General features: G+C 70.3%; 32 protein-coding genes and 2 pseudogenes. 9 read left to right on the top strand and 25 right to left on the bottom strand.

Going from position 1 to position 24706, the window contains the following annotated elements; all coding sequences use genetic code 11:
• Positions 1–3: 3 nt before the first annotated feature.
• The 3 genes from pyrH to rpsB form a co-directional block, all read right to left on the bottom strand.
• Complete coding sequence (gene pyrH / locus HDG69_RS07015; RefSeq protein ID WP_216645170.1) at positions 4–768, bottom strand: UMP kinase; 765 nt, start codon at positions 766–768, stop codon at positions 4–6.
• A 156-nt stretch (positions 769–924) separates the two neighbouring features.
• Positions 925–1764, bottom strand: coding sequence for a translation elongation factor Ts (gene tsf, locus HDG69_RS07010; RefSeq protein ID WP_171782961.1), 840 nt, complete (start codon positions 1762–1764; stop codon positions 925–927).
• 77 nt (positions 1765–1841) lie between these two features.
• Positions 1842–2783: a 30S ribosomal protein S2 gene (gene rpsB / locus HDG69_RS07005; protein ID WP_171782960.1), complete on the bottom strand. Its 942-nt coding sequence runs from the start codon at positions 2781–2783 to the stop codon at positions 1842–1844.
• 503 nt (positions 2784–3286) lie between these two features.
• Here rpsB and HDG69_RS07000 point away from each other — a divergent pair.
• Positions 3287–3790 (top strand): M23 family metallopeptidase, encoded by a 504-nt coding sequence (locus HDG69_RS07000; RefSeq protein WP_343036295.1) that lies wholly within the window; start codon positions 3287–3289, stop codon positions 3788–3790.
• 15 nt (positions 3791–3805) lie between these two features.
• On the opposite strand, the gene HDG69_RS06995 is transcribed toward HDG69_RS07000, so the two are convergent.
• From HDG69_RS06995 to HDG69_RS06985, 3 genes are all read right to left on the bottom strand, one after another.
• Positions 3806–4750 carry a tyrosine-type recombinase/integrase gene (locus HDG69_RS06995; RefSeq protein ID WP_171782958.1) on the bottom strand — a complete coding sequence of 315 codons (945 nt, stop codon included), beginning with the start codon at positions 4748–4750 and terminating at the stop codon, positions 3806–3808.
• 67 nt (positions 4751–4817) lie between these two features.
• Positions 4818–6068: a DNA-processing protein DprA gene (gene dprA / locus HDG69_RS06990; protein WP_171782957.1), complete on the bottom strand. Its 1251-nt coding sequence runs from the start codon at positions 6066–6068 to the stop codon at positions 4818–4820.
• The gene (locus HDG69_RS06985) at positions 6061–7362 is read right to left on the bottom strand and encodes an ATP-binding protein (RefSeq protein ID WP_171782956.1); all 1302 of its coding nucleotides are present in this window, start codon (positions 7360–7362) and stop codon (positions 6061–6063) included. The genes dprA and HDG69_RS06985 overlap by 8 nt, the downstream gene beginning before the upstream one ends.
• A gap of 85 nt (positions 7363–7447) precedes the next feature.
• Between HDG69_RS06985 and HDG69_RS06980 the strand changes: the two genes are divergently transcribed.
• The 6 genes from HDG69_RS06980 (at position 7448) to HDG69_RS06955 (ending at position 9529) form a co-directional block, all read left to right on the top strand.
• Complete coding sequence (locus tag HDG69_RS06980) at positions 7448–7654, top strand: hypothetical protein (RefSeq protein ID WP_171782955.1); 207 nt, start codon at positions 7448–7450, stop codon at positions 7652–7654.
• 1 nt (position 7655) lies between these two features.
• Positions 7656–7847 carry a hypothetical protein gene (locus tag HDG69_RS06975; RefSeq protein ID WP_171782954.1) on the top strand — a complete coding sequence of 64 codons (192 nt, stop codon included), beginning with the start codon at positions 7656–7658 and terminating at the stop codon, positions 7845–7847.
• On the top strand, positions 7844–8293 hold the full coding sequence (locus tag HDG69_RS06970; protein ID WP_171782953.1) for a hypothetical protein: 450 nt from the start codon (positions 7844–7846) through the stop codon (positions 8291–8293). Before HDG69_RS06975 ends, HDG69_RS06970 begins: the two co-directional genes overlap by 4 nt.
• A 9-nt stretch (positions 8294–8302) precedes the next feature.
• On the top strand, positions 8303–8578 hold the full coding sequence (locus tag HDG69_RS06965) for a helix-turn-helix domain-containing protein (protein WP_171782952.1): 276 nt from the start codon (positions 8303–8305) through the stop codon (positions 8576–8578).
• 2 nt (positions 8579–8580) lie between these two features.
• Entirely contained in the window at positions 8581–8784 is a 204-nt protein-coding gene (locus HDG69_RS06960; RefSeq protein WP_171782951.1) for a helix-turn-helix domain-containing protein, read from the top strand.
• A gap of 100 nt (positions 8785–8884) precedes the next feature.
• Entirely contained in the window at positions 8885–9529 is a 645-nt protein-coding gene (locus tag HDG69_RS06955; RefSeq protein ID WP_171782950.1) for a PIN domain-containing protein, read from the top strand.
• A 113-nt stretch (positions 9530–9642) separates the two neighbouring features.
• On the opposite strand, the gene HDG69_RS06950 is transcribed toward HDG69_RS06955, so the two are convergent.
• The 3 genes from HDG69_RS06950 to HDG69_RS06940 all read right to left on the bottom strand — a co-directional run bounded on the left by HDG69_RS06950 (position 9643) and on the right by HDG69_RS06940 (position 10416).
• On the bottom strand, positions 9643–9798 hold the full coding sequence (locus HDG69_RS06950) for a hypothetical protein (protein WP_171782949.1): 156 nt from the start codon (positions 9796–9798) through the stop codon (positions 9643–9645).
• A 136-nt stretch (positions 9799–9934) separates the two neighbouring features.
• On the bottom strand, positions 9935–10174 hold the full coding sequence (locus HDG69_RS06945; protein WP_171782948.1) for a helix-turn-helix domain-containing protein: 240 nt from the start codon (positions 10172–10174) through the stop codon (positions 9935–9937).
• A complete protein-coding gene (locus tag HDG69_RS06940; RefSeq protein ID WP_343036294.1) occupies positions 10174–10416 on the bottom strand; it encodes a helix-turn-helix domain-containing protein in 243 nt (80 codons plus the stop codon). The genes HDG69_RS06945 and HDG69_RS06940 overlap by 1 nt, the downstream gene beginning before the upstream one ends.
• Positions 10417–10511: 95 nt before the next feature.
• Between HDG69_RS06940 and HDG69_RS06935 the strand changes: the two genes are divergently transcribed.
• Positions 10512–11024 (top strand): hypothetical protein, encoded by a 513-nt coding sequence (locus tag HDG69_RS06935; protein ID WP_171782946.1) that lies wholly within the window; start codon positions 10512–10514, stop codon positions 11022–11024.
• A 310-nt stretch (positions 11025–11334) separates the two neighbouring features.
• On the opposite strand, the gene HDG69_RS06930 is transcribed toward HDG69_RS06935, so the two are convergent.
• The 6 genes and pseudogenes from HDG69_RS06930 to HDG69_RS06905 form a co-directional block, all read right to left on the bottom strand.
• Entirely contained in the window at positions 11335–12510 is a 1176-nt protein-coding gene (locus tag HDG69_RS06930; protein ID WP_171782945.1) for a phage major capsid protein, read from the bottom strand.
• 469 nt (positions 12511–12979) lie between these two features.
• Positions 12980–13210, bottom strand: a complete 231-nt coding sequence (locus tag HDG69_RS06925) for a hypothetical protein (protein WP_171782944.1) — start codon at positions 13208–13210, stop codon at positions 12980–12982.
• 399 nt (positions 13211–13609) lie between these two features.
• Entirely contained in the window at positions 13610–14545 is a 936-nt protein-coding gene (locus HDG69_RS06920) for an AAA family ATPase (RefSeq protein WP_171782943.1), read from the bottom strand.
• Between the two features lie 879 nt (positions 14546–15424).
• Positions 15425–16813 (bottom strand): recombinase family protein, encoded by a 1389-nt coding sequence (locus tag HDG69_RS06915; RefSeq protein WP_171782942.1) that lies wholly within the window; start codon positions 16811–16813, stop codon positions 15425–15427.
• A gap of 22 nt (positions 16814–16835) precedes the next feature.
• A pseudogene (locus HDG69_RS06910) lies at positions 16836–17087 on the bottom strand (magnesium chelatase domain-containing protein); the annotation flags it as partial.
• A complete protein-coding gene (locus HDG69_RS06905; RefSeq protein ID WP_171782941.1) occupies positions 17087–17443 on the bottom strand; it encodes a YraN family protein in 357 nt (118 codons plus the stop codon). The gene HDG69_RS06905 and the pseudogene HDG69_RS06910, both read right to left, overlap by 1 nt.
• Before the next feature lie 185 nt (positions 17444–17628).
• On the opposite strand from HDG69_RS06905, the pseudogene HDG69_RS18920 reads away from it, so the two are divergent.
• Positions 17629–17820 (top strand): annotated as a pseudogene (locus HDG69_RS18920) (transposase); the annotation flags it as partial.
• A 37-nt stretch (positions 17821–17857) separates the two neighbouring features.
• Here the strand turns inward: HDG69_RS18920 and HDG69_RS18915 are convergent.
• The 10 genes from HDG69_RS18915 to HDG69_RS06850 form a co-directional block, all read right to left on the bottom strand.
• Entirely contained in the window at positions 17858–18499 is a 642-nt protein-coding gene (locus HDG69_RS18915) for a hypothetical protein (protein ID WP_171781749.1), read from the bottom strand.
• A gap of 140 nt (positions 18500–18639) precedes the next feature.
• Positions 18640–18939, bottom strand: coding sequence for a DUF2469 family protein (locus HDG69_RS06890; RefSeq protein ID WP_171782940.1), 300 nt, complete (start codon positions 18937–18939; stop codon positions 18640–18642).
• Between the two features lie 7 nt (positions 18940–18946).
• On the bottom strand, positions 18947–19762 hold the full coding sequence (locus tag HDG69_RS06885; protein ID WP_171782939.1) for a ribonuclease HII: 816 nt from the start codon (positions 19760–19762) through the stop codon (positions 18947–18949).
• Positions 19759–20556, bottom strand: a complete 798-nt coding sequence (gene lepB / locus HDG69_RS06880) for a signal peptidase I (RefSeq protein ID WP_343036293.1) — start codon at positions 20554–20556, stop codon at positions 19759–19761. The genes HDG69_RS06885 and lepB overlap by 4 nt, the downstream gene beginning before the upstream one ends.
• Positions 20557–20692: 136 nt before the next feature.
• The gene (gene rplS, locus HDG69_RS06875) at positions 20693–21049 is read right to left on the bottom strand and encodes a 50S ribosomal protein L19 (protein WP_171782938.1); all 357 of its coding nucleotides are present in this window, start codon (positions 21047–21049) and stop codon (positions 20693–20695) included.
• Positions 21050–21192: 143 nt separating this feature from the next.
• Positions 21193–22083, bottom strand: a complete 891-nt coding sequence (trmD, locus tag HDG69_RS06870; RefSeq protein WP_171782937.1) for a tRNA (guanosine(37)-N1)-methyltransferase TrmD — start codon at positions 22081–22083, stop codon at positions 21193–21195.
• A 1-nt stretch (position 22084) separates the two neighbouring features.
• Positions 22085–22627 carry a ribosome maturation factor RimM gene (gene rimM / locus HDG69_RS06865; protein ID WP_171782936.1) on the bottom strand — a complete coding sequence of 181 codons (543 nt, stop codon included), beginning with the start codon at positions 22625–22627 and terminating at the stop codon, positions 22085–22087.
• Positions 22628–22739: 112 nt separating this feature from the next.
• Positions 22740–22979 carry an RNA-binding protein gene (locus HDG69_RS06860; RefSeq protein WP_171782935.1) on the bottom strand — a complete coding sequence of 80 codons (240 nt, stop codon included), beginning with the start codon at positions 22977–22979 and terminating at the stop codon, positions 22740–22742.
• Positions 22979–23389: a 30S ribosomal protein S16 gene (gene rpsP, locus HDG69_RS06855; protein ID WP_171782934.1), complete on the bottom strand. Its 411-nt coding sequence runs from the start codon at positions 23387–23389 to the stop codon at positions 22979–22981. Before rpsP ends, HDG69_RS06860 begins: the two co-directional genes overlap by 1 nt.
• A gap of 199 nt (positions 23390–23588) precedes the next feature.
• Complete coding sequence (locus HDG69_RS06850) at positions 23589–24701, bottom strand: amidohydrolase family protein (RefSeq protein WP_171782933.1); 1113 nt, start codon at positions 24699–24701, stop codon at positions 23589–23591.
• Between the last annotated feature and the right edge of the window lie 5 nt (positions 24702–24706).

Below are 24706 nucleotides of genomic sequence, written 5' to 3'. Positions count from 1 at the left end.
GTCTCAGCGGGTCGTGACCAAGGTCCCGATCTGGTCGCCGAGCAGTGCACGGGTCACGTTACCGTTCTCCTCGAGCCCGAAGACGCGCATGCGCACGCCGTTGTCCCGGCACAGCGACAGGGCGGTGGCATCCATGACGTTCAGGCCGCGCACCAGCGCGTCCGTGTACGTGACGTGGTCGAGCTTCTCCGCACCGGCGTCGGTGCGAGGATCAGCGGTGTAGACGCCGTCCACGCCGTTCTTGCCCATGAGCACCTCGTCGCAGTGCGTCTCGAGCGCCCGCTGGACCGAGACGGTGTCGGTCGAGAAGTACGGCATGCCCGCCCCGGCGCCGAAGATGACCACGCGCCCCTTCTCCAGGTGACGGATCGCACGGAGGGGGATGTAGGGCTCGGCGACCTGACCCATCGTGATCGCCGTCTGCACCCGGGTCTTGACACCGTCCTGCTCGAGGAAGTCCTGCAGCGCCAGACAGTTCATGACGGTGCCCAGCATGCCCATGTAGTCGGCGCGCGCACGGTCCAGCCCGGCCCGGGAGAGCTCGGCCCCCCGGAAGAAGTTGCCCCCGCCGACGACGATCGCGACCTGGACCCTCTGACGGACGGCATCACCGATCTCCTGGGCGACGCGGCGCACGACGCCGGTCTCCAGACCGACCTTGCCCCCACCGAAAGTCTCCCCGGACAGCTTCAGCAGCACCCGTCGGGTACCGGACTCCCTCGGCGGGACGTCCCGCTGGACACGCTGGTTCTGGTCGATCTGGGTCATGCCACCGTCCGTCTCTGTGCACGCCCGGGACGTCTCCCCGGGTTGGGTCTCCTCGCGCATCCTGGCACCGGATGCGGCCGCCCGCTTGCGGTGCCTGCCGTGAGCGAGCATGCGACGGCCCGGCCGCACCTCGTGGTGCGGCCGGGCCGGGAAGCGTCAGTTGCCGACGCGGAAGCGGACGAAGCCGAGCAGCTCGCCACCGGTGGAGGCGACGTGCTTGGCCACCGTCGTCTTGGGGTCCTTCGCCAGCGGCTGGTCCAGCAGGACGACCTCCTTGAAGAAGCCGTTCAGCCGCCCCTCGACGATCTTGGGCAGCGCCGCCTCGGGCTTGCCCTCGTTCTTCGAGGTCTCCAGAGCGATCTCGCGCTCCTTGGCCACGGTGTCGGCCGGCACGTCGTCGCGCGTCAGGAACTTCGGCGCGATAGCGGCGACGTGCTGGGCGATGTCCTTCGCCACCGGCTCGGCGGCGGCGTCGGTGACCACGAGGACGCCGATCGACGGCGGCAGGTCCTTGGCGGTCTTGTGCAGGTACGCCGTGACCTTCGGGCCCTCGACCCGTGCGACACGACGCAGGACGATCTTCTCGCCCATCGTCGCGCCCTGGGCGGCGACGAGGTCCGCGACGGTGCCGCCCTCGGCCGGCGCGGCGAGCGCGGCGTCGAGGTCGGCCGCCCCGGCCGCGGCAACGGCCTCGAGCACGGCGTCGGCCAGCGCGATGAACTGGTCGTTCTTCGCGACGAAGTCGGTCTCGGAGTTGAGCTCGATCAGGGTGGCGGCCTGCCCGGCGTCACCCTCGGCGACCTTGACGGCCACCAGACCCTCGGACGCCGCGTTGCCCTCACGCTTGGCGGCGCGGGCGAGGCCCTTCTTGCGGATGATCTCGACGGCCTTGTCCGCGTTGCCGTCAGCCTCGTCGAGCGCCTTCTTGACGTCGAGCATGCCGGCGCCGGTGCGCTCGCGCAGGGCCTTGATGTCAGCGGCGGTGTAGTTCGCCATGGGGGATGTCCTCCGTGCTGGTGTCGGTAAGCGATGAGTCGGCGGGCCGGGCGCCGGAGCGCCCGGCCCGCCGCGACTCACTCGGACTTCTCGGTCTCGGCCTCGGGCTCGGCGACAGCGGCAGCCTCGACGGCCGGAGCTGCGTCCGCACCGGGCGCGACGGCCTCCTCGGCGCCGGAGGCACCCTCGGTCGCCGCAGCGTCCGGCGCCTGCTCGGCGGCCTCGACGGCGTCCTCCGCCTTCTCGGCCTCCGCACCGGCGAGCAGCTCGCGCTCCCACTCGGCCAGGGGCTCCGTCTCGGCCTCGGCCGTCTCGCCCTTCTTGCCGGAGGCGCGCTGCATCAGACCCTCGGCCGCGGCGTCGGCGACCACGCGCGTGAGCAGCGTGACGGAGCGGATCGCGTCGTCGTTGCCCGGGATCGCGTAGTCGACCATGTCCGGGTCGCAGTTCGTGTCGAGGATCGCCACGACCGGGATCCCCAGCTTGCGGGCCTCGTCGACAGCGAGGTGCTCCTTGTTGGTGTCCACGATCCACACGGCCGACGGCGTCTTGGCCATGTCGCGGATACCACCGAGGGTGCGGGCGAGCTTGTCCTTCTCGCGGCGCAGGACGAGCAGCTCCTTCTTCGTCAGGGACGAGGAGGCGACGTCGTCGAAGTCGATCTCCTCGAGCTCCTTGAGCCGCTGGAGACGCTTGTGCACGGTGGTGAAGTTGGTGAGCATGCCACCGAGCCAACGGTGGTTGACGTAGGGCATGCCGACGCGGGCGGCCTGCTCGGCGACGGGCTCCTGCGCCTGCTTCTTGGTACCGACGAACAGGATCGAGCCACCGTGGGCGACCGTCTCCTTGACGAACTCGTAGGCACGGTCGATGTAGGACAGCGACTGCTGCAGGTCGACGATGTAGATACCGTTGCGCTCCGTGAAGATGAACCGCTTCATCTTCGGGTTCCAACGGCGGGTCTGGTGCCCGAAGTGGACACCGCTCTCGAGGAGCTGGCGCATGGTCACGACGGCCATGAGGAGGTCCTTTCACCGCACGGGACCGGGATCCTCCCGGCACCCGAGCGCATCAGGCGACCGCAGGCAGGGCGAGCGGTCGCAGTGCTTCGGTTGTCGGTGACGGGCATCTGGCCCGGCACCCCTGGTGTCACGCCGAGCCGGCACCGCCGCCGAAGGGCGGACGGACCGCTGCCGGTCAGCCGTGCCGACCCCGACCGTGAGAGCAGGGAGGACACGTCCGTGACACGCGATGTCGACCACGCCCGCCGGGAGTCCCGGACGGCACGCTGGGTACCGGATCAGGACAGGTGGGGTGGTCGCACGCAGGAGTCTACCCGACCGGCCCGGTCGGCAGCACCGGTCGCGCACGTGGTCCAGCACACTCCGGGGCCGTCCACCGACCGTCACCGTCCACAACCTCGACCGACCGCACCGCTGCTGCCGGTCAGGGCCACGAACCTGGGAACATGCTCCGCCACCCGCACCTGCGCCGCACGGCACCCCGTCCGACGACGGGGGCCGTGCCACTCCTCCTCGCCGTCCTCGCCGCCGTCTGCCTGGTCGCCCCGGGTGCCCACGCGAGCCGCGCCCCGGACACCGGCCCGTCCCCGGCCTGGCACGCTCCCGTCGACGGCGCGGTCGTGCACGGCTTCGACCCCCCGGCCCGGCCCTGGCTGCCCGGTCACCGAGGTGTCGACCTCGCTGCTCCCCCGGGCACCCCGGTGGTAGCGCCCACCTCAGGGACCGTGACGTTCGCAGGACAGGTCGGGGGCAAGCCGGTCCTGGTCGTCTCCCACGGCGAGCTCCGCTCGACCTTCGAACCGGTCCGGGCGCACCGGGAGGTGGGCGACCGCGTCGGACGCGGGGACGTGGTGGGCGAGGTCACCGACGAGACCACCGTGCTGCACTGCTCCCCGGCCACATGCCTGCACTGGGGCGTGCGCCGCGGGGAGGCCTACCTCGACCCGCTGGCGCTGCTGGGTCTCGCGCCACCCGTCGTGCTGCTGCCGTCACCGGCACACTGATCCCCCGGCCCGCACTCAGGCACGGGGGAAGGCCTGCCGGAACACCTGCTGGAGACGTTCGGCGTCCACGTGCGTGTACCTCTGGGTCGTCCCGAGGTCGGCGTGCCCCAGCACCTCCTGCACCGAGCGCAGGTCAGAGCCGCCCGCCAGCAGATGGGTGGCGGCCGAGTGGCGCAGCGCATGGGGGGCGACGTCGTCCACCCCCGCGGCGGCAGCCAGCCGGTGCACGGACTCGCGCGCCTGGCGTTGCCCCCACCGGCCTCCCCGGTCCCCCAGGAAGAGCGCCGGCGGGGAGTCGGCACGATCGAGATCGGGCCGCCCCCCGGCGAGCCACGCCGTCACGGCACGGGCGGCCGGCACGCCGAACGGCACCACCCGCTCCTTGCCCCCCTTGCCCAGGACCCGGAGCAGTCTCTCGCCGACATCCACGTCGCGCACGTCGCAGGCGACCAGCTCGCCGACGCGGACGCCGGAGCCGTACAGCAGCTCGGCAGCCGCCCACACGCGCAGCGCCACGGCCCGTCCGCCCGGCTCGGCCTCGTCGACCTGCCGGCGCGCGGTGTCGAGCAGGCGGGCGGCGGCATCCTCGGAGAGCACCGTCGGAAGCGTGCGCGCGACCCGCGGGTTGGCCAACCGGACCGACGGGTCCGAGACGATCAGTCCTTCACGGTGCGCCCATCGCAGGAACGCCCTCGCAGCGGCGCTCCGTCGCGCGAGAGTGGCCCGCGACAGCCCGCGGTCCGCCTGGGTGCCGAGCCAGCTCCGCAGGACACCGAGGTCGACGGCACCGAGCTCCGTGGTCCCGTGACGCATCGCATGGCGCAGCAGGCCCGTGACATCGGCGCGGTACGCACGCCGGGTGTGCGCCGAGTGGCCCTTCTGGGCCGCCAGGTGCCGTGTGAAGCCGTTCACCGCGTCGGCGAGCGATGGTGGCAGCGGCGGGACGTCCGGGCTCGTCATCGTCCTCAGTGTGCCTCCTCGGCAGAGAACGACTGCGCAGGTGACACGGCGTTTCGTCCCCCTGCCGTCAGCCTTGGGCGCACAGCCACCGCGCCCCGTCGCGCCGTGCCAGGCGACGTCGTTCGAGCCCACCGAGCACCCCGATGACCTGTCGCGCAGGCAGACCGGCGGTGCGCGCGAGAGCGTCCACCGTGGCCGCGGCACGGGCCGGCAGGGCATCGAGCACGAGCAGCTCGTCGGGTCGTAGGCCGTCCCGCGGGTCGGGAGCTCCCTCCCCGACACCGTCGGAGGCCCCCGGGGCAGCATCCGCCCCGAGGCGCCCCGCGAGCTCGGCGACCTCGTTCGCGTCAGCGACGCAGACCGCGGCGCCGTCCCGCAGCAGCGCGTGGCAGCCCGACGACGCCATCGACGTCACGGGACCCGGGACCGCACCGACCGGCCGCAGCAGCTCGGCAGCACGCCGAGCGGTCGACAACGCACCGGACCTCCGGGCCGCCTCGACGACCACGGTGGCACCGGTGATCGCGGCGATGACGCGGTTGCGCGACAGGAAGCGCTGCCGGAAGGGCGCCGACCCCGGAGGGACCTCGCTGACCACCGCGCCGCCGGACTCGACCACTCGCCTCAGGAGGCCGTCGTTGCCCTGCGGGTAGAACCTGTCCACCCCGCCGGCGAGGACCGCGCACGTCGCGCCGGACGCCGCGAGCGCGCCCCGATGAGCTGCCGCGTCGATGCCGTAGGCACCTCCTGAGACGATCGCGAACCCGCGGTCGACGAGTCCGGCCGCGAGATCCGCGGACACCCGCTCGCCGTACGAGGTCGACGCGCGGGCACCGACGACCGCGACGGACCGCGGGGAGGTGACCGCCGGCTCCACCTGGCCGCGGACCCACAGGGCGAAGGGCGCCGCCGCACCCAGGTCGGCGAGCCCGGCGGGCCATCGTGCGTCGGACGGCGTCAGCAGCACCCCCTCGAAGCGGTGCAGGACGCGCAGCTCACGCCGCGGGTCGAGGCTCGCCAACCGCTGGGACCAGCGCCCGACCGCATCGCCGAGCCGCCGCAGCGTGCTCTGCCGGACCACCGCGTCCAGAGGGCCGAGCTGGTCGCCACGGAACGCCTGCGCAGGTTCCGCCGCAGCCTGCACCAGCCAGGCGAGTGCGCCCGGCGCGCCCAGGTGCTCCACCAGCGCGCCCGCCACGACGTCGCCCGGCTCTGCCAGCCGGCTCCACGCCGCCGACGCCAGCAGCGGGTCGTCGACGTCGAAGCGGAGGCGCGCCGGCCGCCGTGGGAGGTCGAGCTCGAAGAGCCGGTCAGCCACGGCGCTCACCCGTCCGGAACATCATGGCGGCGTCGACGTCCGCCGTGGTGGGCACGTCTCGCCCGTCGAGGTCCGCGACCGTCCACGCGACCCGCAGCAGCCGGTCCGCGCCGCGCATCGACAGGTCTCCGGCGTCGATCTGTCGCTCGACCTGCGCGAGCACGCCGGGCCGGCCGCGCAGGCGGTCCCGCAGCCAGGGCCCCGGCAGCTCGACGTTGGTCCTCCACCGGGTGCCGGCCCATCTCTCTCGTGCCGCCGCACGAGCCTGTCGGACGCGTCCCGCGACGTCCGCGCTCGACTCGCCGTGGTGCCCGAGCACACGCTCGGCGCGTGTGAGGCCTGCGAGATGCACCTGCAGGTCGATCCGGTCGAGGAGAGGTCCCGACAACCGACCGACGTACCGTCGGCGTGCCACCGACGTGCAGGTGCACTCGAGCCCGGCGTTCGTGCTCGCCATCCCGCAGGGGCACGGGTTGGCTGCGAGCACGAGCTGGAAGCGCGCCGGGTACCGGGTCGCACCGCCGGCTCGGTGCAGGACGAGCTCGCCCGCCTCGAGCGGCTGGCGCAGCGTCTGCAGCACCCGGGGCGCGAACTCGGGCGCCTCGTCGAGGAAGAGCACTCCCCGGTGCGCCCGCGACACCGCACCCGGCCGTGCCAGCCCCGTCCCCCCGCCGACGATCGCCGCCGGCGTCGCGGTGTGGTGCGGATCCTCGAAGGGCGGGCGGCGCAGCAGCCCGCTCCCGGGGTCGAACGTCCCCGCGACGGAGTGCACGGCCGTCACCTCGACGGCGTCCGGCTCGCTGAGGTCGGGCAGGATCCCGGGCAACCGCGCCGCCAGCATCGTCTTGCCTGCCCCCGGCGGACCGATCATCAGCAGGTGGTGACCGCCTGCGGCCGCCACCTCCAGCGCCAAGCGAGCCTCGCTCTGCCCGACGACGTCGCGCAGGTCCCCCTCGGGGCGTCGAGCCACCGCCGGGGCGCTCCGTGGCACCGCGACGAGGTCCGGGTCGCGGTCCAGCTCTCCCCCGTGGAGCCGGACGACGTCGCCCAGGTGCGTCGCCTCGTGCACGGTGGCGCCGGGCACGAGGCGGGCCTCGGGGGCGTCTGCGGCCGAGACCACCACGTCGGTGCACCCGCCCGCGACGGCGGACGCGACCGCGGGGAGCACTCCCCGGACCGGTTGCAGCCGCCCGTCCAGACCCAGCTCGGCGAGATGCACCACACGTTCGAGGCCCTGGTGCGGCACGACGCCGGCGCCGGCCAGGACGGCGACGGCGACGGCCAGGTCAAGCACAAGTAGGTGACACTCCTAGAACAGACGCCCGCCCGGTGCTGGAACACCGAACGGGCCGACCAACACCTAGTGAGAGGTGCAGGCCATGAACAACCCTAGCCAGGTCACCCGGACCCAGGCCGACCGCGTCGCCGCTCGTACCACCCAGGTCGTCGCCGACATGCGTGCCGAGGTTGACCGCCTGATCATCGACGGACAGCACGAGGAAGCGATAGCGCTTGCCGCGTTCGCCGACTCCCGCGAGCGGGCAGGTGCTCGCGCCAAGGTCGGCGCCCGCATCGGGCAGGCCTGACATGGAAGGCCACGAGGTCGGTGAACTCGTCCTCTTCCGGCTTGAGGGCGCACCACCGGTCTTCGCTGAGGTTCGTGTCGTCACCGATGACGAGACGTACCCCTACATCCTCCGCACCTTGGAGGGACACCCGCATGTCGCCCGTGCAGGTGAAGTCACCGCAGTACGCATCTCGAAGGAGCAGACACCATGACCGCCACCACCTTCACGGACGCCGACCGCAAGGCGCTCGTCGACCGCTACCCCGTCAATCAGCCGAAGGAGGTTCGTCGCGTGGTCAGCGTCATCGACGACCCCGTGAGGGCCGAGGAGTTCGTCCAGAGCGCGGTCCCCACCTTCCCGGCACCGGACGCCACCGCACCGGACTGGGCCGAGGACGCCGAGCCGTGGTCCTGGTGGGGGAACGGGGACGGCTGGAGGCGAAGCCTGAGCGTCACGGCCGTCGTGCCAGGGTTCGCCTCCGCCGTGCTCACCCAGACCGAGGTCATGCTTCGGCCCGGAGCTCTCGAGGCGGGCGTGGCCACCCTGTACGTCGATGTCGACGACGCCGAGGAAGCTCAGACGCCGGAGAACATCATGGCCCTCGCTGAGGGACTTCAGCGTCTCGCCACCTCACTTGCCGACATCCAGCAGGACTGAGGAGTCATCATGACCACCACCCAGCACCCCGAGCCGAGCTACCGCGACTTCGCGAACAACGTCGCTGCGAACATCAGCCGAGAGATCGAAGAGCGAGGGATGACCCGGGCGGCCATCGCTCGAGCAGCGGGCCTCAACCCGTCTACCTTCCGCAACCACCTCTGGAACCCGCGCCTGCTGACGACGGTCGACATCATCCTCGCCGCTCGCGCCCTGGGCATCACGCGGCCATCGGCCCTGTTCCCCTTCCCAGCTGAGTGGGCAGAGCCGGTCGAGGTTCGCTGACCGTGACTCCCTCCGACGGCATCCGCTGGTGGTGCTGGCATCACGACGTGCGGCAGTCGGAGCTTGCCGTGTGCGTCCGTGTCAGCCCTGACGAGTTGTCACAGCGGATGACGGGCAAGCGGCCGTTCGAGGCCGACCTACTCGCCGACATCGCTGCCCAGTTCGAGGTGACGGTGCCGGAGCTCGTCACTGGGCAGGCTGCCTGAGCCTCATACGCACGAAGAACGCCCCCGGTCCGTCTGGACCGGGGGCGTTCCATGAGTAGTAATGTCCATGGGCATGGCCGGAAGCAGACCTACAGCGCGCGTGTACATCGATGGCTTCAACCTCTACTACGGGGCACTTCGAAAGACCCCGCACCGCTGGCTCGACGTCCTTGAATGGTCGCGCTTGCTGCTGCCACACCATGAGGTCGAAGCAGTCGTCTATTGCACAGCTCGGGTCACCGCGCTCCCCCATGATCCGCACGCACCAACTCGCCAACAGTTCTACTTGCGTGCGCTTGAGTCGCTCGCGCCGAGGGTAGAGGTGCTCGAGGGGCACTTCCGGGTGCGAGACGTCACGTCGGCACGCGTGCCCAACGTGAGCTGTACGTGCTGCGCTTCACGTGGCTGCAAGTGCTGTGCGGCAACGACTGCGACGATCAAGAAACCCGAGGAGAAGGGGTCGGACGTCAACCTTGCTGTGCGGCTCGTACGAGACCACTTCGTCTACGCCCACGAGGCGTCACTGGTCGTGAGCGACGATTCAGACCTTCAGGAGGCAGTCCGAATCCTCGAAGGCATGGGTCGTCGCGTCATCGTCGCGAACCCCCGCAAAGGCCGCGCGCCATCCCTGGTCGCACGAGAACGCCGCGAAGTTCGGCCCAAGACACTGGCCCGTGCGCAGTTCCCCTCGACAGTCACGCTCCCTGACGGGTCCACCACCAGCAAGCCCGGCACCTGGCAGTGAGAGACAAAGAGCCAGGCCCTGTCGGGCCTGGCTCCGGGCCCGGCCACCGAAGCGACCGGGTAGGTGCTAGTAACGTAACACAGACCTATTAGGCCTGTGAACCCACCGCCCAACTACCGGCGCGTGACCGCCGACGCCCAGGGCCACGCGAAGCCCTCACGGCCGCCAGGATCGATGTAGCGCACGTAGACGGCCTTGGGCGTCCACGCCAGAGCCTCGCCGGTAGCTTCGAACGTTCGCCCCTTGCCGTCGGTGACCCAGGCAGTCACGGGCACGGGATCGTCAGGACGCGTCGGCGGCTCCGGCCTCGCTTGCGGGGGGCACCTCAGTAGCGAAGTCCCGCAGCGGGACCCTCTCGATACCTCGTCCAGCACCCGCGCCTCGGTTCGAACGCATGTTCGAACTCTAGCGCAACGAGCGCGCTCCTCTGCCCCGCCGCGGGGTCCCCGTCCGGTCGAGACTGCGCCGAACGGCCGTCTGCGTGCGCCCCGTCAGCTCGCCGATCTCGCGCAACGACCGCCCCGCCATGTACTCCGCAGCGACGAACGCGTCGAACCGTTCGAGCTGGAAGCGGTTGTACCCGTTCTTGAGGTCACCGCGGAACTGCGGCAGCACGTCCAGCACCGGACGCGACGGGTACGGCATCAGTCCTCGGGGTCCTCAGGGTCCTCGTCCGGCACGTCTCCACGTTCGACAGCCTCGCGTGTGGCGGCGTACCGACGCTCGATGTACTCCTCGAGCTTGGTCCGCTCGATTCGCCACACCTTCTTCGGACCGACCTGGATCGCCGGCAGATCGCCGTTCTTGAGGATCGTGTACACCTGGGCCTTGGTGACCGCCAGCTCGTCGGACACGGCCTTCAGGTCAAGGAATCGCTTCGCCGTCACGCGGAGCAGTCTGCCAGGGGCCGGCATGGCCCCGTCAGGCACACGTCCGGGTACGTGGCCTAGCCTGATACGAACTTGCGATGTAGGAGGTCTTGATGTCCGTGGTCAACTTGGTGCGACCGATCCACGAGGGAGTCGTCGCGGGATGGACGCTTCCGACGAACTACCTTCAGGGAGACTTGCCGGACTGGTATGGCAAGGCGCTCGGAGATGCCGCCCTCCTCGTCGATGGAGAGGAGGTCGTGTTCGCCGATGGCTACGCGACCGGCCAGCACGATGAGGATCACACCGCCCACCTACTCATCTTCACCAAGTCGCTACTCGTCGCCGTGGTCGCCGAGACGATCGGCGGGGAGGTGAGCCGGACCACCCTCGCTCATCGCCGATCCGACCTAGTCCAGCTGGGGGTACAGACGGGCGTGAGCGCACTGGCGGATCACTTCGGAAACGTGAAGTGGCCGGGTCGCGTCACCGTGGAGCTCTCATACAAGGGCGGACAGTCCTACGCGCTCCCCTCGGCCGGCTCGGGGTCCACCTATCACGCGGCGGAGAGGATGCAGGACTTCATTCCTTCCCTACGGCGAGATCTACTCAGCGACTCGGTGTAGCCGCCCCTCCAGCACGCAATCCCAGGGTGCGAGTCCGGACTTGGGCATGTCCAGGTTCCTCCGAGGGCGTTGGAGAAGGGCGTCCCCAAGCGTTTCTTGCAGCAGACTCGTGAGGTCTTCGTTCGACATCTGGAGGGGGTACCCCCCTTAGAGAGAGACGAATCACTGCCGGAACAACTGTCCGCAGGTCAGGGGGCTAGCGATCTTGACCCCCTACCCGTGGGGCACGTCCGGTCCCGCTCGAAAGCAGGACCGGACGCGATGCTGATCGGCTGGCGGAACTGTCACGAACCTCCACCGATCAGCAGTCTTAGGCGTCGGTCAGCGTCATCTCGACGAGACCGTGGGGGCGCAGCACGTCGAGGTTGAAGCGACCTTCGACACGTGCCACGAGCTGGTTCCGAGTGAACGTGTCACCGGGCGTGCCCCACTCGACGCGCACACCGTGGTTGTCGGTGGACAGCGTGAGCGAGTCCTGACCGACGACCCAGCCCGTCCCAGCCGCGAGACCGGGAACCACGACGACCTGGGTACCCCACGCGGTGCGGGCCGTCGTGTCGATCGGGCCGCCGACGTCGAAGCCGCCGCCGGTGTTGCGCGTGGTCTGGATGGTCAGCCAGTCCGCAGCTGAGAGCGCCACGAAGGAGGGCGTGATGCCCAGCGTCTCAAGGTCGGAGAGGCCGTACCGCAGGGTCACGAGCGGGTCGGTCTGGAAGGCCTGGGTCTGGTGACCCGTGATCGTCGACAGGCCGGTGAAGTTCTCTCCCGTGCCGTCTCCTGCGAGGACCTGGGACTCGAGCTCGGTCTGAACGGCCTCAGCCAGCTCGGTACCGACCCAGGTGCGCAGGCTGCTGGCATCTTCGAGGAGGTACTTGTCGATGCCCTCGGACAGAACGGCGACCACACGCAAGCGGGAGTCGACCCGCTCCACGCCAAGCTTCTTGGTCGGCTTGACCGCACCGGCAGCGACGACACCCGCGCCACCAGGCGAGGCGATGACGGACTGCTTGAGGAAGCTGTAGTGCGGGGCGGACCGGCCCGCGCCGGGGATGACGTCGATCAGGCGCGGCGGACGCTCGTGAGAAGCATCGCCCTTGATCGCGTCGCGGTTGACGAGGGGCAGGTCGACCACCGTCTCGCCGGAGGGGACAAGGCCCTTGGTCCGGCCGTGGCCCAGGCTGTACGCCTTCATGCCGGCGGTGATGCGGTCGGCGAGGCCGTGCAGGCTGATGCTTCCTGCCTCCCCGGTCGAACCGTCGCGGTTCGAGGTGCCGGACTTGGCGTCGGTCGTCCAGCCGTCCATGCCGCCGATCGACTGCACGAGCGCGGCGACGTTCGAACCCTCGGCGTCTAGCGCCTTGATCTCTGCCACGGCGCTCTCGATCTGCGCAGCCTCGGACTCAGTGAGGTCGCGGTTCTCTGCCTTGGCCTTGGCTGCCGTGTCCTGCGCGGACTTGAGGAGCGTGGCGCGTGTAGTAGTACTCATGGTGCCCTCCTGGGGCGAAAGCGTGCACAGTGGCACGTCTGATGTGTGTGGGAGGCCGCTGAGCAACAAGGCGGACGGATTGAACCTGGTCTCTCGTCGACATTGCCGAGAGTGGCGTGACCGCTGGCCGTGCTTCGTGCGGACGGGCCTGATAGGCGGGCGGGTTGGCTACCGCTGGCCGTGCACCTGGGAGAAGGTCGATCCTCGGGTTTAGATCATCGGACTTGCCCCGCAGGGTCCTCGTCCTTGTCACTACCCTTGTCGAACTTTCCTTGAGGCTCATCCTAGCCTATTTATCGCCATTCCGCCCAGCGCCTTTCGTCCCACTGGTCGACAGCTTCGGGATCGGCGTAGGCGTATTCGTCAACGCCTGTGTAGTCGGCACGGGTTGGCACACGGACCTGGCCGAGCCCTGGTTCGTTGAGGTCGTCCGCCGGCACAGGCTGAGTCCGCAGATGCCACCAGCGCCTCATAGCACGAGACCTTCCATGCGGGCCAGGAAGTGGCACCAGGCGGCCGTCGAGGACTGATCGGTCCCCACCCTGCCCCGCAGGTCTACGAGTGCGCATAGGCGGGCTACAGTGCGTCGGAGCTCGGCCTCGTCGAGCGTCGCAACGGTCGCGGCGAGGATGTCGTGGTTGCCGGTGGCGCTGGCTTCGATCATTGCGAGTACGTCGCGGGTTTCGAGGTCGTCGGTCATCGCTCAGGCCTTCCGGGTCGGGACTTCGAGGATTGCGCGATTGGCGAGGCCTCGGTTTACGAGGCTGACGGCGAGGTCTTCGGTGGCCGCCGCGCTGATGACGCCGGGGCGGCGGGTTCCGCGGCGACGCGCCTTCTTGAAGCCGGGGTCGTGACGCTGGGGCATTTCAGTTCTCCTCAGGGACGTAGTCGGGGCAGTCGCACTCGTGGTCGAGCACCCAGGCGCGGCAGCGGAGGTCGGGCAGGATGAGGCCGGTACGTGAGCCGTGCATCAGGCGGACATGGCCGCAGAAGCAGGTACCGGGAATCTCGACCGGAGTTCCCATTCCCTGCCTATAGGCAGGGGGGAATGTGGGAACTTCTCCCGGGGCGTGGGAACCGGTGGGAACGTGGGAAGTTGTCACTGCTCGGCCCTTCGGTACGCAGGGCGCTGCTCGGTCCCAACGTTGAGAATCTCTCCGCATCGCACCAGGTCAGACACCACGCGGTAGACGGTCGACTTGGAGATCCCGGACGTATCCACGAGCTGCTGGCGAGTGAACGTAACGCCCTCATAGTGGGAAGTAACGTGGGAAAGCAGGCTCTCGGCCGCTTGGGAAATTCCCACGGGTGCACGGCGCTCGACGGTGCCGGATCGGGTGCCCTGTGTCTCGGAGAACCGGAGTTCGAGCTGGTCCTCGACGGGACCGTCCTTCCGCTTGGTTCGCTTGAGCGTCATGGCAGCCGCGTTGCCGTCGGTCGTGTAGACGGTGTCGACACCGGCCTCCAGTGCGGATGAACCGCGGATCGTCGTACGGTCCTTGCCGGTGTGGTGAGCCGTCATGACGCTCCCGCCGTTGGTCGCGGCGAGGATGCGGTACATCGACGCCACGGCAGACGACATGTCCTTGGCCGAGTTCTCGTCGGCTCCTGCCATCGACTTGCTGAGCGTGTCGAGGATGACGAGCCCGTAGCCGTCCTCCCAGACGACCTCGCAGAGTTCCGAGACGTCGGACGGGTTCAGCAGGTGGACCGGGTTCGGCAGGAGCGAGAAGCGGTCTTCGAGGATCTCCTGGCGCCAGCCGACGCGCCACGCCTTGAGTCGCTGATTAATGCCGTGCGCGCCCTCTCCAGCGACATACAGGACTCGCCGCTGCTCCACCGGACGGCCCTGCCACGCCTTGCCTGTGGCTACGCACGAAGCCCAGTCGAGCAGCACGAACGACTTGAGCGACTGCGGAGGTCCAGCGAGCACCGACACGGTACCGAGGTCGACCGTGCCTTCAATGAGCGGCTTCGGCTCTGGGAGACGATCGAGCTGAGAGACGGAGAGGATTCGAGATCGGAGTTCGGTCATGGCGCAACCCCCGGCAGATAGGCGCCGGCAGCACGGACGGCCATTGCCTGAAGGCCACGCGCCATGCCGAGTCGCTGCGTCTCTGCGATTTCCTCTTCGAGCTGGCGCCTGCCCAGCGCGATTCCGTGAAGGACCCCGATCTCGTACCCGTCGAGGAAGGGCGGTATAGTCGAAGTCGATCCCGCGCCCACGTGATCGTTCGAGACGCCGCCCTCTAGCCTGGGGCGGCTTTCTCGTGTCAGGTCAGGCATTGGCGCCACCGCCGCCCAGTAGAGCGGCGATGCGGGAACGCTGCTCGGGAGTGAGCGGCGGGAACTCTGCGAGGGTCCGGGCGACGTGCTGCTCGAGTTTCAGCGCGCGCAGCTCGGCCCGTAGTGCGGAGTGATCCTGCTCTGGATGGTGTCGGAGTCTGGCCGCGAGCTGTGCTCGAGCGACCGTGACACTGCGGGACATGAATGATGCCTCCAGCGGGATGCTTCTGCGCACCTCCGCTGAGAGGCACCTTGCTAGGCTCTAATCGGCTGCCCAACCGGCGCTGTATGTCGCGCTACTACTAGGGATGCTAGCACGTACTCCGGTGCTAGGCACGCATCGAGTCGTTGTATCTACGCGCGACGAGGTTTCCGTCGAGACGAGCTTTCACGCGCGACCATCGAAGCTGGACGTCCGCGCCGCACTTTCCGCATCGTCCACGCACCTTTCCCGAAGACGCTTCCGGGGTCGGACGGTCCTCGAACCGGACGCCGCCGCCCGTGCTATAGGTCCCGGCACGCGGGCTTGCACCGATGTACAGCATGCAGATTCCGACTCGATTGCCGCACGCAGCGCACTCGATGTCGACGGTCACGTGCTCCGAATCAACTGACGGCCTTCTCCGGCTCATGAGATACCCCTTGGCTTGATTTCGACCGTCTCGAGGTCCACGTACGGCTCTCCAGGCTTCCACCCGCGAGGGCGTCCCTTGCGACCCTTGTTGATCGTGACTTCCGCGAGGGCATCGAGTACGGCTCGTTGCACGTCCAGCGGAGCCACGAGGAACGCCTCTCCGGGGCTCGCAGCGCCCAGCACTCCCCCGAGTGCATCGCCTCGCAGTGCGCCTGCCAGACGGGCGTTTACGGCTTCGAGGTCTGCTTCGACGCGCTCGGTCGCAGCACGGAGCTGGCGACCTGAGATCGCCCCCTCGGCGTAGTCGGCCTCGAACCTAGACAGGCGCGCCCGCAGGGACTCGCTCTCGGCGCGCAGAGCCTCGATCAGGCCGTCGTCGGACTCTGCCAGCAGGTCGGCCGCATCGGGCCGAGAGAGCACACCTACGACGACCTGACGCACGTACTCGTCAACTGCGATCGCGTCCCGGGTCACGTGCGACCCGTGCGTACAGCGGTAGGCGTGACGCATCTTCTGCTTTGACGCTCGCAGCGGGCCTCTGCAGACGCCGCAGCGATACAGCCCGGACCCGAGCCACCGTCGCTCCGGCCCCGTAGTGGTCGTGCGAGTCGGGTCGGACAACGTCGCCACAACGCCGCGCCAGATGTCCTCTGGGATGATCGCGGGCCACGACGCATCGCCGACGATCTCGCCACGCTCGTCGATGAGCCCAGCATTGCGCGGCCGGAGCAGCATCGTTCGGAGGTTGACTCCGTCGACCCGGCTTCCACGTGTGGTGGTGATCCCCGCTTCGTTGAGTTCACGCGCAAGGGCATTCAGCGATCGACCGGCGAGGATGCCACGAGCCGCACGAAGCAGAACCTCTGCCTCGCTCGGGCGAACGGTCACGCCATCAGCCTCGTAGCCGAACGGTCGCGGTCCCCCGCGCCACTTCCCGGCAGCTGCAGCCTGGCGCTTGGCGCGCTGCATCCGCTCGCGGGCATGGTCGATCTCGTGCTGTGAAGCCGCGCCGAGCATCCGGGCCACCATGCGCCCCGATGCCGTTGCGAGGTCGACAGAGCCTGAGCGGACGGTCTGCACGGCGATTTTGTGCTCGTCGCAGATCGCGACGAACTCCTCGAGTTCCGCGACCTTGCGGTGCAGCCGATCGGAGTGCCAGGCGACGACAGCGTTGGCGCGCCCATGGCGAAGATCCTCGAGCATGGCTCGGTACCCAGGCCTAGGCTTCCCTGAGTAGGCCGACAGGTCGTTGTCGGAGTGGACCTGGACCACGTTCCAGCCAAGTCGGTCGGCGAGTTCGCGACAGTCTGCTTCCTGACGGTCGACCCCCAGGCCGGCGCCCTCGCGGTCTCGGCTGATGCGTACGTAGATGACAGCTTCCATAGTGCTGTCCACTCTAGGTGCTTGACAGGTCGAAGCCTGTGCCGGACTTGCGCAGCGACGCCGGCGACAGGTTGACGGTGATCTTGCGCTGCGGCCAGGCGATGCCGCTCGAGAGCACGGCGGCGCGGACCCGGTCCCGGGACTCGGCGAGGGCGGCGTCCGGCAGCCCGACGAGGGTGAAGCCCGGCACCGAGGCGGCGAGCTGTGCCTGGACCTCGACGACGTGGCCCTCCATCCCGGTCAGCGCGACCGAGGCAGTCGTCCCCAGACCCATCAGAGGACACCTCGCAGATGCTCGACGCGTGCCGCACCGGCCCGTGCCACGACGACGGCGACGACGTCCACGCGCACCTCCAACCACGGCACGCCGTGCGTGTGCAGCCACTCCCCCGTCAACCGTCGGATCCGGTCGAGCTTGGCGCGCGTGACGGCCTCGGCCGGGTGCCCGTAGCCTGTCCCCCGCCGCGTCTTGACCTCGACCACCACCAGGGTGTCGCCGTGGCGGGTCACCAGGTCCAGCTCGCCCCGCGTACCGCGCCAGTTGCGGTCGATCACCTCGTAGCCGCGCCCGGTCAGGTAGCGCGCCGCCACCCGTTCTCCGTATCGCCCGACGGCGTCCTTGGCCCCCACGGAACCACCTCCGCGCCCAGACTGTGACGCGCGACCGAGCAGGTCGAGGGGCGGTGGTGCGATCTGTGGACGGCCTCGGCGGTGGACGGCCTCGGTGCAGCGGCTCGTCACGCACACGGCCGATGCATCCCACCTCGGGCCGGTCCTGCGAATGTTCCGGGCATGCGTAGCGCAACGTCCGGGTTGTGGGGGTGGGGCGTGGAGAGCTGACAGACTCGGCCTGGGCGCGGATCGGGCCGCTGCTGCCGGTCGCGACGGGCCGTGGTGGCCGGTGGCGTGACCACCGGCAGGTGGTCAACGGGATCCTGTGGCGGCGACGCACCGGCGCCGCGTGGCGAGACGTGCCGGCGAAGTACGGCCCGTGGAAGGCCCTGCACGGATACGTGACAGCGTGCGATCAGGTCTTGGCGTCTCCTACCGGGACAGCACGCCGTGCACCGCGTCGACCACGGTCTGGAAGACAGGGTCGGGTGCCGCCTCGGCCGTGTGGTGAACGGCGCCGCCCCAAGCTGTCGGCAGGTCTTCTCCAGCCGAGGTCCTGCGCCTCAACTCATCGGAGAAGGCGCGTATCGCGCGCCCCGTGGCGGTGTCATCGCGTCCCGCTGCCGCTCCCGCCGCCTCGACGGCCCGCACGACGAGACTCTGGTCCGCGTCGGCGTTGCTGTCGCACGTCTCACTGAAGGCCTTCAGGCCGGCTCTCCACGACATGCCCTCGCTCTCGACGGCAAACGGATACCACGCCCGGGCCGCGGTGCGCAGCGCTCCACCCGCCCCTGCCCCGATCTCATCAGCGACGCGAGCCGCATCAGCGGCCGCCCTCGCACCGGATCGAAGCGAGACGAACGTCGCGTCGTCCGGTGCGTCGGCACGCTCTCCCGCGCCCGCGATCGCTTCGTACGCGGCGCGCACGCAGCCCGCCTCGAGCAGCGGTGGGCCGGGCACCTCGGCAGCCCGTGCAACGTCGACTCCGAGGGCGTCGTTGCCGAGGCCGTCCGGGTCGATTCCACGCGAGAGCTCGTGGGCGATCTCTCGTGCGGTACCTGGTTCCGTGCCCATGTCGCGCCTCCTGAAGTCGGTGCTGCGACCGTAGACGGCCCGTCTCGCCGCACGGTTGCTGCGCGCTGTCCAGGAGATGAACGGGACGCCCGGTCCCGGGTCAGCACACCTCGGTGTACCCGGCCAGGAGGTAGGTGCACCTAGAGCGCGATGTCCGCCTTGGCAAGCTCCTCGACGTTGACGTCCTTGAACGTCACCACGCGGACGGACTTCACGAACCGCGCCGAACGGTAGACGTCCCACACCCAGGCGTCGGCGAGGCGCAGCTCGAAGTAGACCTCGCCCGCGGCCGCCCTCACCTGCAGGTCGACCTGGTTGGCCAGGTAGAAACGGCGCTCGGTCTCCACCACGTAGGAGAAGAGCCCGACGACGTCGCGGTACTCGCGGTACAGCGCGAGCTCCATGTCGTTCTCGTAGTTCTCGAGGTCCTCGGCACTCACCGGGACATCATCCCACCCGCGTGCGCCACGGCACGCCGGAGCCCACGCTCACCTCGTCGAGCGTGGGGGCTCCCGGGGCAGCACCCTCTGCGGCCGGGGTCGGAGCCGCCCCTGCGGCGGTCTCGTCCAGGACCCTGAGGTTCCAGGACCGGCGATGCTGGGGGGTCGGACCGTGCCGCCGGAGCGCCTCGAGGTGGGCCGGCGCGGAGTAGCCCTTGTTCTGCTCCCACGCGAACGCCGGGTACTGCGCGGCGAGGCGACGCAGCAGCCCGTCGCGCTCGACCTTGGCGAGCACGCTCGCCGCTGCGACCGACGAGCACTGCAGATCTGCCTTGACGAGGGTCCGCACCCCCGGCTCCGGAGCGTCGAGCGTCCGGCTGGGGTCCAGCTCCGCCGCCTCGAAGAGGTCCGCGTGGGGTCGGCTGAGCCAGTCGTGCGAACCGTCGAGGAGGACGACGTCGACGTCCCCGGCCGACCGCCGCACCTGTGCCAGTGCTCGCCGACCGGCGAGCCGTAGGGCAGCGACGATGCCGTGCGCGTCGATCTCGGCCGGTCCGGCGTGCCCGACCGCCCACGCCACGGCCCAGCGCCGCAGCGGCCCGACCATCTCCTCGCGGGCCGAGGGCGACAGGAGCTTGGAGTCGGTCAGGCCACGCGGGGCGGTCCGGGTGCTCACGTCGACGACGACGAGCCCTACGCTCACCGGACCTGCCAGGGCGCCGCGCCCGACCTCGTCCATCCCGCCGACGAGGGTCGCCCCCTCGCCGAGCAGGGCACGTTCCGACCGCAGCGTGGGGCTGCGTCGAGCGCTGCGTCCGGTCACGGCTCGGGCACCTCGGCGAAGACGTCGCCAGGGTTGCGCAGGACACGGGCGTCCCCGAACGGCCAGACGATCACGAAGGCAGAACCCACCACGTTGCCCATCGGCACGAACCCTCCGCCCGGGTTGCCGGTGTTGTACCGGGAGTCCTTCGAGTTCTGCCGGTTGTCGCCCATCACGAACAGCATGTCCGCCGGCACGACGTGCTCGAACTCGGTCTCGCTGGGTTGCGACCCCGGCGCGATGTACGGCGTCTCGTCGATCGCGACCCCGTTGACGCTGACGCTGCCCTCGGCGTCACAGCACACGACGGTGTCGCCCGGCGTCCCGATCACCCGCTTGATGAGGTGCTCGCCGGTGTCCTGAGGCAGCAGACCGACGAAGGTCGCGGCGTCGCGCGCCGCGTTGCCGACCGGCCCCCTGTCCGGGGCCTGGTAGGGCGGCAGCCAGCCGCCCGGGTCCTTGAAGACCACGACGTCTCCGCGGTTCACGTCGAGAGCGTCCGGCACCAGCCGGGACACCATCACCCGGTCGCCGACCTGGAGGGTGTCTTCCATCGACGAGCTCGGGATGTAGAACGCCTGGACGAGGAACGTCTTGATGAGCCACGAGAGCACCAGAGCGCTGATCACGATGATCGCCGTCTCGCGCAGCAGACCGAGACCGCCGCCCGACCGGGCGCGAGGCCCGGCCGCGTGCGCGGGGACCCCGGAGGACCGGACGTCGGCCGCCGAGCCCTCGGTGGGGTCGGGGTCCGGTATGCCCTCGGGCTCAGGGCGGCGCTCTGCGGATGTCACAGGGTCGGAGTCTGCCACGTCCACACCCTGCCAGACGCACGGCGCCACCGCGAAACGCCGACGGGCGGCCCCTCCGGCTGGAGGGACCGCCCGTCGGACCGGCGGTCCCCCTGCGGGAGGGACCGTCCGGCACGGCTCACTTGGCCGGCGTCTCGCGCTTCTCGCGGATCTTCGCCTTCTTGCCGCGCAGGGAGCGCAGGTAGTAGAGCTTGGCACGGCGGACGTCACCACGGGTGACGACCTCGACGGAGTCCACGGTCGGGGCGTGCACCGGGAAGGTGCGCTCCACGCCGACACCGAAGCTGATCTTGCGGACGGTGAAGGTCGAGCCGACGCCGCTGTTGCGACGAGCGATGACCACGCCCTGGAAGGCCTGGACACGCGAGCGGTTGCCCTCGACGACCTTCACGTTGACCTTCACGGTGTCACCGGCGCGGAAGTCCGGGATGTCGTCGCGCATCGCTGCCGCGTCGACGAAGTCGAGCGTCTTCATGGTTGTCTCCCCGCCCTGCCACAGGTCAGAACAAGCTCGGGGGCCCGCACGCGGCGGGCCGGGTTCGTGTCGAGAGGTGGTGCGCCGTCCTCGACCCGATGGTCTCCCCTGTGGCAGAGTCCGGGCTGCGGCACACCAGCGCCCTATTCTGCCACATGCTCCCGGCGGAGCGCAGGGCCTGCACCGGTCCCACCGTCGTGACCCTCACCACCCCGTGGGTCCTCGACCACCTCCCGCCAACCGAGCGCCGCGAGCAGGTCGCGGTCGTGGGCGTCGAGCTGCCGGGGGTCCAGCGCGGCGATCATGTCAGGACGCCGCGCTGCGGTCCGCTCCAGGGCGCGGTCACGTCGCCACCGTTCGATGCGGGCGTGGTGCCCGGAGAGCAGCACCTCGGGGACGTCCCGGTCCTGCCACCGTGGGGGCTTGGTGTAGACCGGGTACTCGAGCAGGCCCGCCGCCCCGTGCGACTCCTCCACCAGCGAGTGCGGGTTCCCGACGACGCCGGGCAGCAACCGCCCCACCGCCTCGACCATGACGAGGGCAGCGACCTCGCCGCCGTTGAGCACGTAGTCGCCGATCGACAGCTCGCTGACCCGGTGGCCGGACGCGCGGTAGCGCTCCACGACCCGCGCGTCGATGCCCTCGTACCGCCCGCAGGCGATGACGAGCCGGTCCTCGGTCGCGAGCTCCTCGGCACGCCGCTGCGTGAAGACCTCGCCCGACGGTGTCGGCACGACCAGGTGTGCGCCGCGGGTGACGGGGGGGACGTCGGCCTCGGCCTCATCGCCGGCGCCCGCCTCGGCGGGGTCGGTCAGCAGCTCGTCGAGCGCCTGGCCCCACACGTCGGGCCTCATGACCATGCCGGCGCCCCCGCCGAACGGCGTGTCGTCCACGGTGCGGTGCCGGTCGGTGGTCCAGTCACGCAGGTCGTGCACCCGCAGGTCGAGCAGACCGGCGCGGCGCGCCTTGCCCACGAGGGACAGGTCGAGAGCGGCGAGATAGTCCGGGAAGATCGTGACGACGTCGATGCGCACGTCAGTCCTCGCCCTCGGGCCGGTCGACGACGACGGCCTCCGCGTCGCGCGCCAGGAGTCCTCCCGGTGGGGTCAGCTGGACCCGCCCGCCGCCGACGTCGACGACCGGCACGATGGCGTGCACGAAGGGCACGAGCGTCCGCTGCCCACCGGTCTCGCGCACGACCAGGGCGTCGTGGGCCGGCAGGTGCTCGAGACCCACGACCTCGCCGACCACGGTCCCGTCGACGAGCTCGGCGCGCAGACCCGCGAGCTCGTGCGGGTACCACGCGTCGTCCTCCTCGGAGTCGGCCGTCTCCACGACCAGCTCGACCCCCCGCAGCGCCTCCGCCGTGGAGCGGTCCGTCGACCCGGCGAACGCGACGAGCCATCGGCCCTGGTGCACGCGTGTCGCCGTGACGGTGAGCGGGCCCCTCTCCGCGGGCACGGTCGTGAGGACCGCGCCGACGGCGAACCGTTCTTCCGGCACGTCGGTGCGGACGTCCAGCGCGACCTCGCCCCGCAGTCCGTGGGCCTTGCCGATGCGAGCCACCACGAGCTCCATGTCTCCTCCTCGTTCGTCGGGCCGGCCAGGACGCCGCGGCCCCGTGAGCGCGACGAGGCCCGGTCCCGTGGCGGGACCGGGCCTCGTCGGTGCTGCTCGTCGCTCTCGGTGGTCAGCGGCGGTCGACGTCCACGACATCGACCCGTACCGGACCGTCGGCCGCCAGGGACCCGACGACGGTGCGCAAGGCCTTGGCCGTCCGACCGCCGCGGCCGATCACCCGCCCGAGGTCGTCGGGGTGCACCCGGACCTCGAGCAGGTCACCGCGGCGCTGCGTGCGTGCCGTGACCCGGACGTCGTCCGGGTTGTCCACGATGCCACGCACCAGGTGCTCGAGAGCGTCGGCGAGCATCAGGCCTCGGCCTCAGCCTCGTCGGACTTGTCGGCGGCCTTCTTCTCGGCGGCCTTCGCCTTGGCCTTCTCGGCCTCGGCGTGCACGGCCTCGACGGCAGCGGCGCTGTCGCCCGCGGCCTCCTTGGTCCGCAGGGTGCCCTCGGCACCCGGCAGGCCCTTGAACTTCTGCCAGTCGCCGGTGACACGCAGCAGGGCGGCGACCTGCTCGGTCGGCTGGGCGCCGACTCCGAGCCAGTACTGGGCGCGCTCCGAGCTGATGTCGATGAGCGACGGCTCCTCGGTCGGGTGGTACTTGCCGATCTCCTCGATCACCCGACCATCACGCTTGGTGCGCGAGTCGGCGACGACGACGCGGTAGTACGGTGCCCGGATCTTGCCGAGGCGCTTCAGACGAATCTTGACGGCCACTGGTGTGGACTCTCCTGGTTCTGTGGGTGCGACCCGGAACACCACGCGGGTGGGGTCCTGCAGGTGGGCGGGTCAGGACTGGGCACGTGCAGGTGAGAGGGGCCTGGACATGCCGAGTACCCCGCTATTGTGCCAGACACCTGCCGGTACCCCAACCCTCGACCGGGTCACACGGCGTCCACGACCGGCCCGGCCGGTGTCATGGTGCGACGACACGCCCTCGGAGCACGACCGCCGTCGGGTGCCTCAGCACCTCGACGTCCTCGCGCGGGTCGGCACCGTAGACGACGAAGTCGGCGCTGGAACCCTCGACCATCGCTCCGTGGCCGAGGAAGGCACGCGCTCGCCACGTCGCCATCGCCACCACCTCGGCGTCGGGCAGCCCCGCCGCGACCAGCTCCGAGCACTCGTCGGCGATCCGGCCGTGGTCGATCGTGCCACCGGCGTCGGTGCCCACCAGGAGCGGGATGCCGGCGTCGTGCATCGCCCGCACCTGCTCGTGGCGCCGCTCGTGCATGCGGCGCATACGGGCCGCGTAGACGGGATACTTGCCGTCCGCCTGCTGCGCGATGGCACCGAACTGCGCGACCTGCAGCAGGGTGGGTGTGACCCGGATGCCGCGCTGGGCGATCTCGGGCATGACGTCCTCGGTGATGCCCGTGCCGTGCTCGATGCCGTCGACCCCGGCCGTGAGCAGGTCCTCGATCACCTCGGTGGAGAAGGCGTGCACCGTGACCCGGGCCGCCTCGGCGTGCGCGGCCTCGACCGCCTCGGTGAGCACGTCGACCGGCCACAGCGGGCGCAGGTCCCCGTCGGCTCCCAGGTCACGGTCGATCCAGTCACCGACCAGCTTGACCCAGCCGTCCCCGGCACGCGCCTGCTCGGCCACGACCCGCGGCAGGTCCGTGACGTCCTCGAGCTCCAGGCCGTAGCGGCGCAGGTACCGCTTGGGGCGCGCCACGTGCACGCCGGAACGCACGAGACGAGGCAGCTCCGGGCGACGCGCCACCCAGGACGTGTCCAGCGGGGAGCCGGCGTCGCGGACGAGCAGCACACCGGTGTCGCGGTCCGCGAGAGCCTGCTTGGTCGCCGTGGCCTCGTCGACGGCGCCCCCGGCGTCGAGCCCGACATGGCAGTGGACGTCCACGAGACCGGGCAGCACCCAACCCTCGAGCTCGGTGGCCGGGCTGCCCTGGGGCGTGGGCCGCAGCAGGCTCAGCCGGCCGTCCCGGACCCACATCTCGCCGACCTCGCGGTTGCCGTCGAGCAGGATGTGTCCCGTGACGTGCAAGGGGACGTGGGGCACCGACATGACCG

The organism is Isoptericola halotolerans, from assembly GCF_013149785.1.
Classification (GTDB): domain Bacteria; phylum Actinomycetota; class Actinomycetes; order Actinomycetales; family Cellulomonadaceae; genus Isoptericola; species Isoptericola halotolerans.
The sequence above is the reverse complement of the archived record's forward strand: the minus strand, read 5'-3'. Positions and strand labels throughout refer to the sequence as shown.